The organism is Pseudenhygromyxa sp. WMMC2535 (assembly GCF_011083025.2).
In genome coordinates, this window is sequence record NZ_JABJWV010000001.1 from 8,506,585 (window position 1) to 8,520,868 (window position 14,284).

At 72.3% G+C, this 14,284-nt stretch carries 10 protein-coding genes; 2 read left to right on the forward strand and 8 right to left on the reverse strand.

The window, feature by feature from the left end; all coding sequences use genetic code 11:
* Positions 1-81: 81 nt before the first annotated feature.
* The 7 genes from G6O69_RS32845 to G6O69_RS32875 all read right to left on the reverse strand — a co-directional run bounded on the left by G6O69_RS32845 (position 82) and on the right by G6O69_RS32875 (position 10,230).
* Positions 82-1,512: an amino acid permease gene (locus G6O69_RS32845; RefSeq protein ID WP_172307416.1), complete on the reverse strand. Its 1,431-nt coding sequence runs from the start codon at positions 1,510-1,512 to the stop codon at positions 82-84.
* Positions 1,509-2,288 carry an enoyl-CoA hydratase gene (locus tag G6O69_RS32850; protein ID WP_172307417.1) on the reverse strand — a complete coding sequence of 260 codons (780 nt, stop codon included), beginning with the start codon at positions 2,286-2,288 and terminating at the stop codon, positions 1,509-1,511. The genes G6O69_RS32845 and G6O69_RS32850 overlap by 4 nt, the downstream gene beginning before the upstream one ends.
* Before the next feature lie 18 nt (positions 2,289-2,306).
* Complete coding sequence (locus tag G6O69_RS32855) at positions 2,307-2,849, reverse strand: GNAT family N-acetyltransferase (protein WP_172307418.1); 543 nt, start codon at positions 2,847-2,849, stop codon at positions 2,307-2,309.
* A complete protein-coding gene (locus G6O69_RS32860; protein ID WP_172307419.1) occupies positions 2,785-3,663 on the reverse strand; it encodes a radical SAM protein in 879 nt (292 codons plus the stop codon). The genes G6O69_RS32855 and G6O69_RS32860 overlap by 65 nt, the downstream gene beginning before the upstream one ends.
* A 67-nt stretch (positions 3,664-3,730) precedes the next feature.
* Positions 3,731-6,904, reverse strand: coding sequence for a serine/threonine-protein kinase (locus G6O69_RS32865; protein WP_176397227.1), 3,174 nt, complete (start codon positions 6,902-6,904; stop codon positions 3,731-3,733).
* Positions 6,905-6,995: 91 nt separating this feature from the next.
* On the reverse strand, positions 6,996-8,321 hold the full coding sequence (locus G6O69_RS32870) for a carboxypeptidase-like regulatory domain-containing protein (RefSeq protein ID WP_176397228.1): 1,326 nt from the start codon (positions 8,319-8,321) through the stop codon (positions 6,996-6,998).
* Positions 8,314-10,230, reverse strand: coding sequence for a phospho-sugar mutase (locus G6O69_RS32875; protein ID WP_172307422.1), 1,917 nt, complete (start codon positions 10,228-10,230; stop codon positions 8,314-8,316). Before G6O69_RS32875 ends, G6O69_RS32870 begins: the two co-directional genes overlap by 8 nt.
* A 191-nt stretch (positions 10,231-10,421) precedes the next feature.
* Between G6O69_RS32875 and G6O69_RS32880 the strand changes: the two genes are divergently transcribed.
* Complete coding sequence (locus tag G6O69_RS32880) at positions 10,422-12,743, forward strand: hypothetical protein (RefSeq protein WP_172307423.1); 2,322 nt, start codon at positions 10,422-10,424, stop codon at positions 12,741-12,743.
* A gap of 146 nt (positions 12,744-12,889) precedes the next feature.
* Here the strand turns inward: G6O69_RS32880 and G6O69_RS32885 are convergent, their stop codons facing one another.
* Entirely contained in the window at positions 12,890-13,150 is a 261-nt protein-coding gene (locus G6O69_RS32885; protein WP_172307424.1) for a hypothetical protein, read from the reverse strand.
* 130 nt (positions 13,151-13,280) lie between these two features.
* Here G6O69_RS32885 and G6O69_RS32890 point away from each other — a divergent pair, with 130 nt between their 5' ends.
* A complete protein-coding gene (locus tag G6O69_RS32890) occupies positions 13,281-14,270 on the forward strand; it encodes a hypothetical protein (protein ID WP_172307425.1) in 990 nt (329 codons plus the stop codon).
* Positions 14,271-14,284 lie beyond the last annotated feature (14 nt).

The following is a 14,284-nucleotide window of genomic DNA, read 5'->3' on the forward strand; positions in this document are numbered from 1 at the left end:
GCGCGGCCGCGCGCGACGAGAGCCCCTCGAGTCCTCTGCACCGCACACCAGTGCGATGCAGCAGACTGGACGCGCGCCCGCTCAGCGCCCCGCCCGGCGCCGCCAGATCCAGTACACGGGCACCCCCGAGAGCACGATCAGCACGTCGAGCACGAACTTCCCGGTCTCGCGCAGGGCGTAGTTGCCGAGCAGGTAGAGCGCGGCCGACAAGAAGAGCAGCGGAACCACGGGGTAGCCCCAGGTCCGGTAAGGCCGCTCGAGCTCGGGCCGGCGCCGGCGCAGGACCAGGACCGCCGCCACGGCCAGGGCGTAAAACGGCCAGATCCCGATCACGAACTGATCCGCGAGCTCGGCGAAGCCCTGCACGGACACGAAGATCACCCCGAGGACCATCGACAGCACGATCGCGCCGCTCGGCGTGCCGTGCTTGGGGTGGACCTTGGACAGGCCGCGGAAGAACAGCTTGTCCTCGGCCATGGCGAAGAACACCCGCGGGCCGGTCATCATCGAGCCGTTGAGGGTGCCGAAGGTGCTCAGGGCCACGGCGCCGGCCACGAAGAGCGCGCCCACCGGGCCGATCAGCGCCTCGGCGACGTCGGCGGCGATCAGCGGCCGGCCGGGCATCTGCTCGAGGGGGATGACGTCGACGTAGACGAAGTCGATGAGCAGATAGAGGCCCACGACCACGGCCGTGCCGAAGATGAAGGCCCGGGGCACGTTCTTGGCGGGGTCGCGGATCTCCCCGCCGACGAAGCCGACGTCGGACCAGCCGTCGTAGGCCCAGAGCACGGCGACCATGGCCAGGCCGAAGGCCGCCAGGCTGCCCGGGGCCGGGGCGTCGGCGGGGCGCGCGGCCACGGCCTCGACAGGCGGGAGGACGTCGGGGGCCACGGCCAGGCCGAGGCCGACGATCACCAGGATCGCCGCGACCTTCAGGGCCGTCGACACGTTTTGGATGATCGCCCCGAGCCTGATGCCGCGGTAGTTGACCACGCCGACGACGACGATGAAGAGCGCCGCCAGGCCCTGGGCCAGGCTCACGCTGCGCCCCTCCCCCAGGCCCAGGCCCGCGAGGAAGTCGAGGCCCAGCAGCGCGCGACCAGGGTCGTGGCCGAGCACCCGCCAGGTGTACTCGGCCGAGGTCACGGCGATGGCCCCGTAGGCCGCGGGGCGCAAGATCAGCAGCTCCGCCCAGCCGAACAAGAAGGCCGGGAGCTTGCCGAAGGCCTCGCGGATGTAGACGTAGATGCCGCCCGTGCGCGGGAACATGCCGCCGAGTTCGGCGAAGGTCAGCGCCCCGGCGAGGGCGACGAGGCCGCCCAGCACCCAGGCGAGCACGAAGGGCACGAGCGCGTCGATGTCGGCGGCGACCACCGCCGGCGAGCGGAAGATCCCGCTGCCGATGGTCGAGCCGACCAGCACCGCGATGGCGCTGAGCGTGCCCAGCTTGCGAGGCAGGCGCTCGCCCCAGCGATCGGGGGCCCCCGCGGAGCTCTCGGGCGCGTCGCTCATTCGAACTTCGAGAAGTCGGGGGCGCGCTTCTCGAAGAAGGCGGTCATCGCCTCGGTGGCCTCGGGCGAGCGCAGGCCCGCGGTGAAGGCCTCGTACTCCGACGCCATGGCCGCCTCGACGCGGTCGGCGTAGCCCGCCCGCAGCAGGCGCTTGCTCGCGCGCAGGGCCGCCGGGGGTTTTTGCGTGAGCGCTTCCGCGGCCGCGCGGGCGCGGTCGAGCACCGCCTCGTCGGCGAGCACCTGGTTGACCAGGCCGTAGTCGTGGGCGACCTGGGCCGAGAAGGGCTCACCCAGCAAGATCAGCTCGGCCGCGCGCTGGTAGCCCATCAGCCGCGGGAGCAGGAAGCTCGAGCCGGCCTCGGGGCACAGGCCGAGGTTGACGAAGGGCATGTGGAAGCGGGCGCTCTCCCCGGCGTAGGCCAGATCGCAGTGCAGCAGCATGGTCACGCCGATGCCCACGGCCGGACCCTGGACCGCGGCGACGATCGGCTTCTCGCAGGCCGCGAGGTGGCTGAGCAGCTGGGCCACGGGGCTCTGCGGCCCGAGCTCGCCGGCCTTCATGAAGTCCATCAGGTCGTTGCCGGCCGTGAACACGCCCTCGCTGCCGCGCATCAGCAGCACGCGGACGTCCTTGCGGGCGCGGGCCTCGGCGAAGGCCGCGACGATCGCCGCGTACATGGCCACGGTCAGGGCGTTCTTCTTGCGCGGGCGCGCCAGGGTGATCGTGCAGATCCCCGCCTCGAATTCGACGCCCACGTGCTCGCTTGCTTCGGCCATGGCCGGGAGTATAGGGGCTCAGAGCGCGCGGGTCATGAGCACCGCCGGGAAGCGCAGGATCTCGGGCTCGCCCCCGGGCGCGCCGCGCCAGGGGATCTCGACATCGAAGCGGCGTTGAGCCACGAAGCCCATCGCCGCATGGAAGCGCTCGGCGGCCAGGGTGGACGCGGCCTCGAGGGTGCTCAGGCCGCGGGCGCGCGCCTCGGCGAGGCTGCGCTCGAGTACGGCCCGCGCCACGCCTCGGCGCAGGGCGTCGGGGTCGCTGGCCACATGGCGAACATGGCCATGGCGGCCCGAGCTGGACCCGCCCCCGGGCGCCTCGCTGGTGAAGCCGCCGCAGCCGAGCAGCCGACCGTCGGCCGCGTCCTCGGCGAGGTACCAGGTGCCGCAGGCCAGCAAGCTGGGGTTGGCGCGGACCATCGCCGGGAGCGCCCGCTCGAGCAGGCGCGGCTCATAGAAGCCGGCGAGCAGCTGCCCGTAGCTGCGCTCGAGCAGTCTATTCACAGCCTCCGCGTCCTCGGGCTGGGCGGGGCGGATCTTCAGGCGAGCTGCGATCGTCATGGTTCCTCAGTATGGATCGCCGCGGGAGCCCGACCAAACGCGGCCGCGGCTGCTCGCGGCTGCCCCCGCAGTAGCGCAGGCCGAGGCCGCGCAGCGCCGCCTGGAGGGCCGCCCAGGTCGGCGCCTCGAGGGCGCTGCGCTGGGTGGTGTAGGAGCACCAGCCCACCCGGCGATCCCAGCTGATCGCACAAAAGCGCGGGCTGATCGCACAGGCCGACAGGCAGCTCATCGACATGAAGCGCCCGCCCGGAGCCGCGGCCACCGAGGCGACCTGCTCGGCGCTCGGCGTGTCCATGCCGCGCATCGGCAGGTAGACCACGCGCTCGCGGCCGATGCCCGCCGCCCGCAGGCGCTCGGCGCTCGCCCGCGCCGCCTCCAGGCCGCTGCGGCGGATCAGCAGGTTCACCCCCGCGCGCAGGCCCGCGGCGTCCAGGGCGGCGACCCCGGCGATCACCCGCTCGACCTCGGCCGCGTCCTCGGGGAAGTGGATCGACAGGTGGACCTTGTCCGGCGCCGCCGCGACGAGCTCGTCGAGGCGCGCCTCGAGCTCCAGGCCGTTGCTGGTCAGCGAGCGAAACAGCCGGCCGCGGGTCGCCGCGAGCACCTCGAAGAGGCCCGGCCACTGTAGCGGCTCGCCCCCACCGAAAGACACGGCTCGAACACCGTGGGCGGCGCAGTCACGCGCGAGCTCGACGGCCGCGTCCACGGTCCACGCGCTCGCGCCCGCGGGCTGGCTGCCCGCGTAGCAAAACCAGCAGGCCTTGTCGCAGCGGTTGCCGAGCTCGAGAGAGATCCGCTCGAGCTCAACCGCCACGACTGTCTCCCCCGCCCCGCTGGCCCATGCCTGTGCAGCTCAGCCGGCACAGCTCAGCCGGCACGGCTCAGCCGGCGTCCTTGCCGGCATCCTTGATCTCCTGACGCGCGCGCCAGTAGCCCTTCTTGGCGTCCTTGTTCGAGGGGCGCTGGCGCATCGCGGCGCGGTAGGCAGGCGCGGCCTCCTCCCAGCGCTCGAGGCCCGCGAAGGCGTCGGCGCGCAGCTTGAGGGCCGTGAACATCTTGGGCTCGAGGTTGAGCAGCTCGTCGGCGGTGCTCAGCAGCGCCTCGTAGTCGGCCTCCTGGCGCTGCTCCTTGGCGAGGCGCAGCAGCGCGTCGACCAGGGCCTCGCGCGAGTCCTCGTTGTCGCGCCAGATCGCCAACAAGCTGCGGTAGGCCGCGACGGCGGCGGCCCAGTCCTCGTCCTTGGCGGCCTGCTTGGCCCGGGGCTCGAGCACGGTCTGCGCCGCCCCGCGCAGGCGCGCGATGGCCTCGTGCCCAGGGTCGACGATGGCGAGGTTGGTCAGCTCGATCGCCAGGCTGCCGGTCGCGGGCTCGCTCCAGTGCTCGTCGGCGAGGGCCTTCTCGGCCCGGGTCACGATCGCGTCGGGGTCGAGGTCGAGGGCGCCGGTGGTCTCGCTGTCGCCGAGCTCGGCGACCTCGCCCTCGCTCGCCCCCTGCTCACCGCCGCTCTCGGCCGACTCGCGGGCGGCCTCGTCTCGCGCCGCGCCCTCGACACCGAGCTCTTCCCCGGCCTCGTCCACGGCCGCGTCGCCCTGCTCGCCCCCACCGTCGGCGCCGCGGACCGGGCCGCCATCGGGCGCCCCCTCGTCATCGCCGCCCAGGCCGGGGATGAGATCCGGGCGCAAGAACAAGACCAGCACGATCACCGCGGCGGCGCCGAGCAAGACCCACGGCCAGGTGCGGGCCTTGCCGCCGGCCACCTCGGCCTCGGCTGCCGACTCGTGGGCGGCCGCTTGATCGTGCACCGTGACGATCTTCGCCGAGGGCTTGGCCGGCAGCTCTTCGACGCTGCTCTCGCCGGGCCCGCCTGGATCTCCGCTCAGCTTGGGCCCCGAGCCCGAGGCCGAGGCCTCGACCTCGGCGTCGATCTGCAGGCCCATGATCGTCGCGACCGCCGAGCGCCGACCCTCGAGGGCGCGGGTCAGCTCGTACTCGAGGGCCTTCATCGAGGCCGGGCGCTGGTCGAGGTCCCGCGACAGGCAGCGGGCGACGACCTCGGCCAGGGGCGAGGGCACCTCGGGGCGCAGCGCCTTGACGTCCGGGGCGTCGGCGGCCCCCTTTTTCATGAGCACGTCGATGGCGTTGCGACCCACGAAGGGCAGGCGCCCCGTGAGCATCTCGAACAAGATCGTGCCCAGGGCGTAGATGTCCGACTTGACGTCCGCGGAGGCGCCCGCGGCCTGCTCGGGCGCCATATAATCCGGCGAGCCCATGACCAGGCCCGGGGTGGTCTGCGAGCTGCTGCCCGCGTCGACCTGCTTGCAGATCCCGAAGTCGAGGACCTTCACGAAGTCCGGGTCGCCGCCCTTGACGGTGAGCACCACGTTCTCGGACTTGAGGTCGCGGTGGATGATGTTGGCGTCGTGGGCCGCGGCCAGGGCCTTGCAGATCTGCCGGGCGATGTGCACCGTCCGGCGGATCGCCAGCGGGCCGGACTGACGGATCACCGTGCCGAGGTCCAGGCCCTCGAGCAGCTCCATCACGAAGTAGACGTCGCCGGTCTCCTGGACCGTGCCGATGTCGACGACGTCGATGATGTTCGCGTGGCCGGTCTGGGTCGCCGCCCGAGCCTCGCGCATGAAGCGATCGATGAGGTCGGGGTCGCGGCTGAAGATCTCGTGCAGGACCTTGAGGGCGTAGGTCTTGCCCAGGGCCAGGTGAGTGACGGCGTAGACCGCCCCCATGCCGCCGACGCCGAGCAGGCGATCGATGCGGTAGCGCTCGATCACCGTGCCGACGCGCTCTTGGGCCGCGAGCGCCAGCTCCTCGGTGCTCGGTCCCTCGGCCCAGCTGCGCGGGTCGCTGGGCTCGAGCTCGTCGACATCGGCGTCGTCGAGGCGGATGCTCGCCGTGTCGTCGTGACCCGAGACCAGCTGGCCGCTGGCCTGGCGCGAGCTGGCCTTGCGCTTGCCCTCGCCGCTCACGTCGACGCCGTCGCTGATGCTCAGGCTGTCGGACTCGTCGACGCTGGCCTGGGCGCGGATCGGCGAGAAGTCCTCGCGGGCGTAGCTCGCGTAGTCCTGGGCCTCGAGCTTGAACTCGCGGGCGAAGATCTCGCGGATGAACGCGGCCACGCTGTCGACGTCGCAGCTCGAGTAGTGGTGGTTGAGGACCTCGGTCAGCGCGACCTTGAACTCGCCGGCGGTCTGAAAGCGATCCTCGCGTTCGACGGCCAGGGCCGCGAGCACGACCTCGTCGAGGCCCTCGGGGATGCCCGGGACGACGTCGGAGGGCGCGCGGATCGTCGGGTTGCGCAGCTTGGAGAGCGCCACCGGCCCGGCCGCGCTGCGGTCGGCGGGGAAGAGCTGGCGGCCCGTGAGCATCTCCCACAGCACGATGCCCGAGGCGTAGATGTCCGTGCGGCGATCGGCCGGCAGGCCGCGGGCCTGCTCCGGCGAGAGGTAGCTGTAGCGCCCGAACACCACGCCGGGGTTGGTCAGCTCGCGCTTGATCGCGTGGGTCGCCAGGCCGAAGTCGGTGATCTTGATCTGCCCGTGGTAGCTCACCATGATGTTCGGCGGCGAGATGTCACGGTGGACGAGGTCGAGGCTCATCGCGTCGTGGACGTAGTCGAGGCCGCGACACAGCTCGCGGATCACGAACACGGCGAAGTCCACGGGGATGCGTCGGTGCAGCTGTGCGCAGCGGTTCCAGACCGCGCGCAGGTCCTTGCCCTCGACCAGCTCCATGGCCAGGTAGTAGTCGTCGGACACCCGGCCGGCGTCGAAGACCTGGACCAAGTTGGCGTGGTTGAGGCGGACGACGACCTTGGCCTCGTCGAGGAAGCGGCGACGCACGCCATCGTCCTCGAGATCGGTCAGGACCTTCTTGACCACGCAGAGCTTTTCGAACCCGCCGGTCTCACCGGCCGCGGCCAGGAAGAGCTCGCCCATCCCGCCCCGAGCCATGGGGCGCAGCAGCACGTACTTGCCGAATACCTGTGGAAACGCGCCATGGCTCCCTGCCGGCGCTTCCCTGGGTTCGGCGGACGATGCCACCGCCGCATGTTACGTTAAATTCTCCAGTCCGGCGCCCCTCACCTCGACGCCGGCGCGCCGGCGGGAGGGAGTGCTCGGATGTAGCCCCGGGCTAACATCCCGGCAGCGCGAAGCCCACCTCGAGCGCCTCGCCGGCCGAGGCGGAGACGGCCAAAGTGCGCCGCTGAGCCTCGCAGCCATGTGCCCGCAGGCGGAGGGCGTAGTCGCCAGGGAGCACGCGCTCGCGCTCGACGGCCCCCGCCTCGTCGGTGATCGCCCCAGAGAACGGCCCGCCATCGACCCTGACCCCGGGGAGCGGGCGCCCTGACCCATCCTCGACGCGGATCGTGATCGTCGGACCACTGGCTGGCCGATCCGACACCAGACGGAGCACCTCGCCGCCCTCCGCGGCATCCAGTGAGGCGATCTCCAGGCCGTCTCGGACCGCCCGCAGGCGGTATTGACCGCGGCCCAGGGAGCTCAGCTCGAATTGACCCGCCGCGTCGAGCTTCGCGGCGTGAGCCTCGTCCGGGCGGTCGAGGCTGCGCGCGAGCATGCGCGTGCGCGCGTCGAAGGGCCGCCCGCGCGCGTCCACGACCTCGCCAGTGATCGCAGGGGCCGCCGCCTCGAGGTCGAAGGCCAGCGCCAGCGATCCCTCGATGTCCTCGAGGGTGAGGCTCAGCGCGCGGCTCGAGGGCGCGAAGCCGTCCGCTTGAACCAAGATCGTCAGCTCCCCGGCCGCGCCCCCGGCCGCCTCGGCGCCCCGACAGCGCCCGACCGCCAGCCCGCCCTCGGCCCCCTCGGCGTCACAGGGATCACAAGGCCGCAGCCGCGGGAGCGCCACCTCGAGCTCCCCGGCCAGATCCGTCGAGGCGCTGCGTACCCCCTCACCGCTGCGGACCAGCGCCAGGGCGTCGGCGACGGCCCGGCCGTCCGCGCGCACCGATATCTCGAGGCGCGGCGCCAGCTCGACCTCGAGCCGCTCGGCCGCGCCATGCGAGAGCGACCACGGCCGCGGCTGGACGGCCACCGGGTGTTGCAAGCGCACGCAGGTCTGTCCTTCGGTACAGGCCGGGCCGACGAAGCGCCCGACCTCGTCGAGGCGCGCCACCGCACCCAGGCGACCGTCGGCGCACCACAGCTCGATCCGCCCCTCGGCCAAGGGCCCGCTCTCGGCGTCGATGAGCACCCCCGCGACCTGCATGTCTTCGACCCCCACGCTCGCCGCCGCGCTGCCCCTCGCCACCTCCCCGCCGCCACCGCCGGACCGCGGACCCGAGGGCGGCCGGGCGGCCGGCTCGGCCCGGTCCTCGCTCGGATCCGCAGACCCCGCAGTCTCCGAGTCGCGCAGCGCCAACCAGGCCCCACAGGCGGCGGCCACGGCCAGAGCCGCGGCCGCCCACGCGCGGCCACTCCCCCGCCGCCGAGGATCAGCCATCAGCCAGCGGCGCCATGATCGACTCGGCCAGCTTGGCCGCGTCGTCGAGCACCGCCTGGATCAATTCGTCCACGCCCTCGCGCTCGGCCGCCGCCGCCTGGCCATCGAGGCCGGCCCGGCCCGAAGCCAGCGCGTAGACCTTGATCTTGGGCTCAGTACCACTGGGCCGGAACACCAGCCGGCACCCGCGGCCACCACCCTCGAGTTCGTAGACCAGCACGTTGCCCGGAAGATCCCGGGTCGGCGAGCCGGTGTCGCGCGGCTGGCTGCGGTCCTCGAAGGCGCTCACGCGAAGCCCCGCGAAGCCCTCTGGCGGGTCCTCGCGCAGCCGAGTCATGACCGCCGCGATCGCCCGGCGACCCGCGGCCCCGTGGGCGTAGAGGTTCGCCGTCCGCTCGCGGTGGTAGCCGTGCTGGGCCCAGACCTCGTCGAGGCGATCGAAGAGCGTGCGCCCGACGACCTTGCAGACCGCCGCGCACTCGGAGAGCAGCAGGGCCGCGATCGCCCCGTCCTTGTCGCGAACGTCGTTGCCGCGCAGGTAGCCGTGGCTCTCCTCGCAGGCGAAGATCAGCGGGCGCGCGTCGGCCTCGGCCTGGGCGCCCGCGTGGTACTTGAAGCCCACGAGAAGATCATCGATCACCTCGACGCCGTAGCTCCGGGCGACCTTGGCGATCAGCGGCGAGGTCACCAGCGTGGTCAGCACCCGCCCGGTCTCCAGGCTGGGCGACGCGTGGGCGAGCAGGCCACGCATCACGTGGTCGAGCATCAGCACGCCCAGGCGGTTGCCGTCGATGAAGACGTAGTCGCCCGCCGCGTCGCGGGCCATGGCGCCCACGCGGTCGGCGTCGGGATCCGTAGCCAGGACCAGCTCGGCGCCGATCTTCTTGGCCTTGGCCACCGCCATGTCGAAGGCCGCCGGCGACTCGGGGTTGGCGCTCTCGACCGTGCCGAAGCGGCCGTCGTCGGGGAGCTGCGCCGCGAGCAGGACCGGCTCGAGGCCGCGGCCGCGCAGCGCCGGGATCACCGAGCTGTGCCCGACCCCGTGCAGCGGCGTGTAGACCACCCCGAGCTGCGCATCGATCAGGCTGCCTGGGACCACCCCTTGAGCGATCACGTAGTCGAGGTAGGGCTGGTCGGCGCGCTCGGGCTCGGCGTCGGGATCGATGCGAGTGATCACCGGCCGCCCCTCGCCCCCCTCGAGATCGATCTCTCCGGCGGCCAGCGCCTCGATGTCGATCTCTGGCAGCGCCCCGGAGTCCTTGCCTGCCTCGATGATCGCCGCCATCAGCCGGCGGTCGCGCTCACCGAGGACCTGGGCCCCGTCGGGCCCATAGATCTTGATGCCGTTGTCCGTGGGCGGGTTGTGGCTCGCCGAGATCACCACCCCCGCGCCACAGCCGAGGTGACGGACCAGGAAGGACAGCTGCGGCGTGGGACGGGGCGCGTCGATCAGCGTCACGCCCACGCCGTCTGCCTGGAGCGCGGCGGACACGACAAGGGCAAACCGACGGCTGCTGGCGCGACTATCATAGACCACCACGGCCGCGAGGGGATCGCCGGCCTGCTTCATCGCCGTCACCAGACCGCGGGCAGTCTCGCGCATCAGCGCCGCGTTGACCCGATTGGGCCCAGCACCGCAGGGCCCCCGACGCCCGCCGGTCCCGATCGGGAGCGGCTGCGAGAACGCGTCCTCCAGCTCGGCGAGGGCCTGCTTCGCGTCCGCGGCGCCCTGAGCCCCTCCCTCCCCGACCCCCTGGAGGGCCGCGCGGACCGTCGCCTCGAGCTCGGCGCGGACGTCGGCGTAAGCGGGCTCGCTCAGCCAGCGGCGAATTTGATCTCGAGTCGACTCCGCCAGGGGCAGCTTGGCGAGGTCCTCGAGCGACAGCGTGGACGCGGGTTCCGTGGACACACGTGGAATCTACCTTGCGACCGCCGCGTTCGCGAGCCCTCCGCACCAAGAAGTGACCAGCATCGCGCCACGATTTGTGGAACACTTGGGGAGGTTCGATGTCGGTGACAGACAACTCGGAGAACTCGGAAAGTGGGGAACCCGTGAACGAGAGCAAGCCTCGAGCAGGAGTGAGTGCCAGCGCGTCAAACGTGCGAACACTCTGGCAGCGTCTTCGACCCTTCATTCGGCGCGATCTCAGGGGCCGGCTGATCTCCGCGGCAATCGCCGCGCTGGTGATCGCCGGCCTCGGCTGGTTGGGCATCTCGGCCTTCACCCACCTCGACTCGAGCGAGGCCAAGAGCGCCCGGATCCAGCTCGGCCTCGAGTCGCCGCTCTCGGACTGTACCGACGATGAGGTCGCTTACCCGAACTTGCCCGGGTGCGTCTACGACGACCGCGCCCAGGCCAAGGTCGACGAGGCCTGGACCCGTGACCTGCGCATCCGCGCGTCCATCCTCCACGAGCTCGACCTTCGCCTCCAGCTCGGCCTCGACAACCTCGACAGCGCCGAGGCCCTGCTCGACATCCAGGAGCTCGACTTCGCCAACTACCGCCCAGCGGCCGGCGACCGGACCCTGGCCGAGCTGCTCGAGCTGCCCGACATCTCCCCGCTGCGCTACCAGCCGCTCGAGGTCGACGACGTCCAGGTCTCCGACCTGCTCGACGCCGCGACCTACGACCCGCAGCGCGACCTCGACGGCGACCAGACCCGCAAGCTGCTGACCGGCGCGATCGCGGACATGCGCCAGCAGCTGCGCGACCACCAGCAGACCGTCGCCCGCCAGCGCGCCCGCGAGCCCGAGGCCGGCCAGGTCCCGGCCGCGCTCCTCGATCGCCGCGCCTCCGTCATCGATCTTCAGGTCGACACCGACCACCTGCGCTTCGCGGCCTTCGACCGCGCCCGCACCTGGTTCGAGGAGGGCAAGGCCGAGGGCATGAGCCGCTCGGCCTTCAACTTGGCAAACGCCTACCCCGCCGACTTCGAGGCCGCGCTCAACCCGACCTCGCTGATCTGGGACGGAGGCTGGCAGCTTCCGACCTGGGAGGAGCACCACCCCGCGACGCTGCGCTACGCGTCCCCCGTCGACGACGACACGCGCAACGCGTTGATCGGCAGCTTCTTCCTGCTCGTGGCGGCCGTCGTGTTCGCCCTCGTCGGCCCCGTGGTCACCGCCACGGCCACCGCCCGCGAGCGCGAGGCCGGCACCTTGCCGGTGCTGCGCATGACCGGCATGAGCGCCGGCGATCTGGCCCTGGCGATGATCCTCGGCCCCAACGCCTTCGCCCTCGCCCTCGGCAGCGCCATGCTGCTCGCGGGTGTCGGTCTGCTCGCCATCTCCGGCGGCAGCTTGGGCGGCCTGGCCATGGCCGTCACGCTGATCCTCGTGCTCGGTGCGGCCACGCACCTCACCGCCATCGGCCTCGGCGACGCCCTCGGCCAGCGCGTCAACGCCATGGTCGTCGGCGGCCTGCTCGGCGTCGGCGTGCTCGTCCCGGGCCTGCTCGGCGCGGGGCTGACCACCTTCAAGTTCGCGTCCGCGGGCCTGCTGCTCGGGCCGCTGCCCGCGCTCGTGGCCAGCGTCACCAGCCTCAGCGGGGTCCAGGGCGTCGGCCTGCACGAGGGCAGCCTCACCCAGCCGATGCTCTTCTACGCCGTGGCCGTCCAGCTCCTGCTGGGCGTGATCTGCCTGTCGTCGTGGCGCCGCCGCGTCGAGCAGGGCTGGGCGCCGCTGTTCAAGCCCAGCCAGGGCATCGCCCTGGCCGTGGCCAGCATCGGCTGCAGCGCCCTGACCTTGCTCGACATCTCCGAGCACCACGTGTCCGAGGACTTCGACGCCCTCAACCTGCTCACCTTCCTGTCGAGCGCCTTCCTGCTCCCGGTCCTCGCCTGGCTGCTGGTCGCCAGCTTGCGCCGTCCCGCGCGGGCTCGGGCCGTGGCCGACTTCCGCGAGACTCGCCAGGCCTTCCTGCGCTTCCAGGGCTTCATCCTGGTCACCGCGACCCTCGTCGGCCTCAGCTACCACCTGGTGATGACCGGCGCGGGGCTCCAGACCGAGGACTCCGAGGTCATGTGGGCGACCCTCACCCAGCTGCTGCTCGTCGCCGAGACCGGCGTCGCCACGCTGCTGTGGGCCTCGCGGCGCAAGCAGGGCAAGCTGCGCGTCGCCTTCTTGGGCAGCGGCGTGGTCATCATGCAGCTGGTCGCGGTGCTCGGCACCTACGGCGCCGAGGTCGAGCACGTCGCCCTGCGCAACACCGCGGCCATGCCCCTGCTGCTCAACACCCAGGTCACCCCCTACTGGCTGGCCTTCCTGGTGCTGTGCTGGGCCGCCGGGCTCACGCTGATCTTCACGGCCCTGCTGCGGCGCCGTGACGAGCGCATCGCGGCCGCCAGGCAGGCTGCCCAGCAGGCCGACGAGCCCGAAGACGACGACGACTACGGCATGCCCGGTCGCCGGCTGCTGCACTGAGAGCCTGAGCTCGGCTGGGTTCAGTTGGGCCCAGCTGCAAACAAAAACACGCCGAGGTGCCCGCGGGCCCTCGGCGTGTTTTTTGTGTGCTTCTATACGAGCGCGACGACGAACTCGGGCCGGCTCAGCGCAGCGGCTGGCCCGGCTCAGCGCAGCGGCTGGGCAGCCTCGAGGGTCAGCCCAAACATCCCGCCAGTGCGGTCCTCGGCGATCACCTCGGGGACGCCCGCCTCGTCGATCAGCCAATTCGTGAAGCGCGTCGCAACCTCGCCCTCGGGCCGCTCCTCCAGCCAGCTCTCGCGGCGCGACGCCAGCTGCGTGTGCTCCCCGGCGTAAGCCAGGCGCTCGAGGGTCAGGAAGCCGGCCGCTTCGACCGGGAGGCGAGTGCTGTGAACCGAGACGATCATGGCTGCCTTCGCTTATCCACCCCGGGGCCGCGGCGGCCAAGAAAAGCGAGTTCTCGCGGGGTCCTGGGTCCAAAGCTCCCGCGCTCGGCCGCGGTGGTCGCCGCGCCCCTGGGCTGTTAGATCAGCCGCCATGGCCAAGCGCGACCGCACCCGCGAAGCCCTCGATCGCCTCGCCGCGGACCTCGCTGATCCACAGTCGAAGACCGCCAAGGCGGCGCTGACCAAGGCCCTCGGGGCCCGCACCAGCCTGGTCGCCGCCGCCGCGATCGAGCACATCGCCGAGCTCGGCCTCGAGGGCTACGGCGATGGCATCCGCGCGGCCTTCCAGCGCGCCGCGACCGGGGCCGCGCGCAACGACCCCGGCTGCCGGGTCAAGATGGCCGCGATCTCGGCCCTCGATCAGCTCCACGACATCGATGAGGCGCTGCTGCTCGAAGGTGTGCGCTGCGTCCAGCCCGAGCCGGCCTGGGGCGGCCCTCAGGACACGGCCGCCGGGCTGCGGGGCATGTGCGCCATGCTCCTGGTCGAGCGCCGCCACCCCGGCGCGATGATCGAGCTGGCCCGCCTGCTCGCCGATCCCCAGCGCGAGGCTCGGATCGCCGCCGCCGACGCCGTCGCGGCCAGCGGGGACGTGCTGTCGGGCCTGCCCTTGCTCGTGCTCCGCGTCCGCGCTGGCGATCCCGAGCCCCAGGTCCTGGGCGCCTGCTTCAGCGCCATGCTCAGCCTGGCCGCGGACGAGAGCTTCGAGTTCGTGGCCGAGTATCTGCGCCACGCCGACGCGGGCGTGGCCGAGGCGGCGGCGATCACCCTCGGCCAGGATCGACCCGAGGGCGCCTTCGAGGCCCTGCGCGAGCTCGCCGAGGACTGCCTCGGCGACCGGCGGAGGATCGCCATGCTCGCCCTGGCCATGCTGCGCAGCGAGGACGCCTGGACCTACCTGATCGCGCAGGTCGCCGACGCCGTCCTCGGAGCGGCCAGCGACGCCGTCGAGGCCCTGGCCGTCTACGCCGAACTCGGGGATCTCGAGCAGCGGGTGCGCGCGGCGGTGGACGCCCGCGACGACGACGAGCGCGAGCGGCTCACGGCCGTGGTCGACGCTCGCTTCTCGGACCTGGGCTGAGAGTCCTCCGAGCC

What these genes read in the sequence shown, in the direction of transcription:
- G6O69_RS32845 (WP_172307416.1), bottom strand. Translation starts at nt 1,512, where the DNA reads ATGAGCGACGCGCCCGAGAGCTCCGCGGGGGCCCCCGATCGCTGGGGC.
- G6O69_RS32850 (WP_172307417.1), bottom strand. Translation starts at nt 2,288, where the DNA reads ATGGCCGAAGCAAGCGAGCACGTGGGCGTCGAATTCGAGGCGGGGATC.
- G6O69_RS32855 (WP_172307418.1), bottom strand. Translation starts at nt 2,849, where the DNA reads ATGACGATCGCAGCTCGCCTGAAGATCCGCCCCGCCCAGCCCGAGGAC.
- G6O69_RS32870 (WP_176397228.1), bottom strand. Translation starts at nt 8,321, where the DNA reads ATGGCTGATCCTCGGCGGCGGGGGAGTGGCCGCGCGTGGGCGGCCGCG.
- G6O69_RS32885 (WP_172307424.1), bottom strand. Translation starts at nt 13,150, where the DNA reads ATGATCGTCTCGGTTCACAGCACTCGCCTCCCGGTCGAAGCGGCCGGC.
- G6O69_RS32890 (WP_172307425.1), top strand. Translation starts at nt 13,281, where the DNA reads ATGGCCAAGCGCGACCGCACCCGCGAAGCCCTCGATCGCCTCGCCGCG.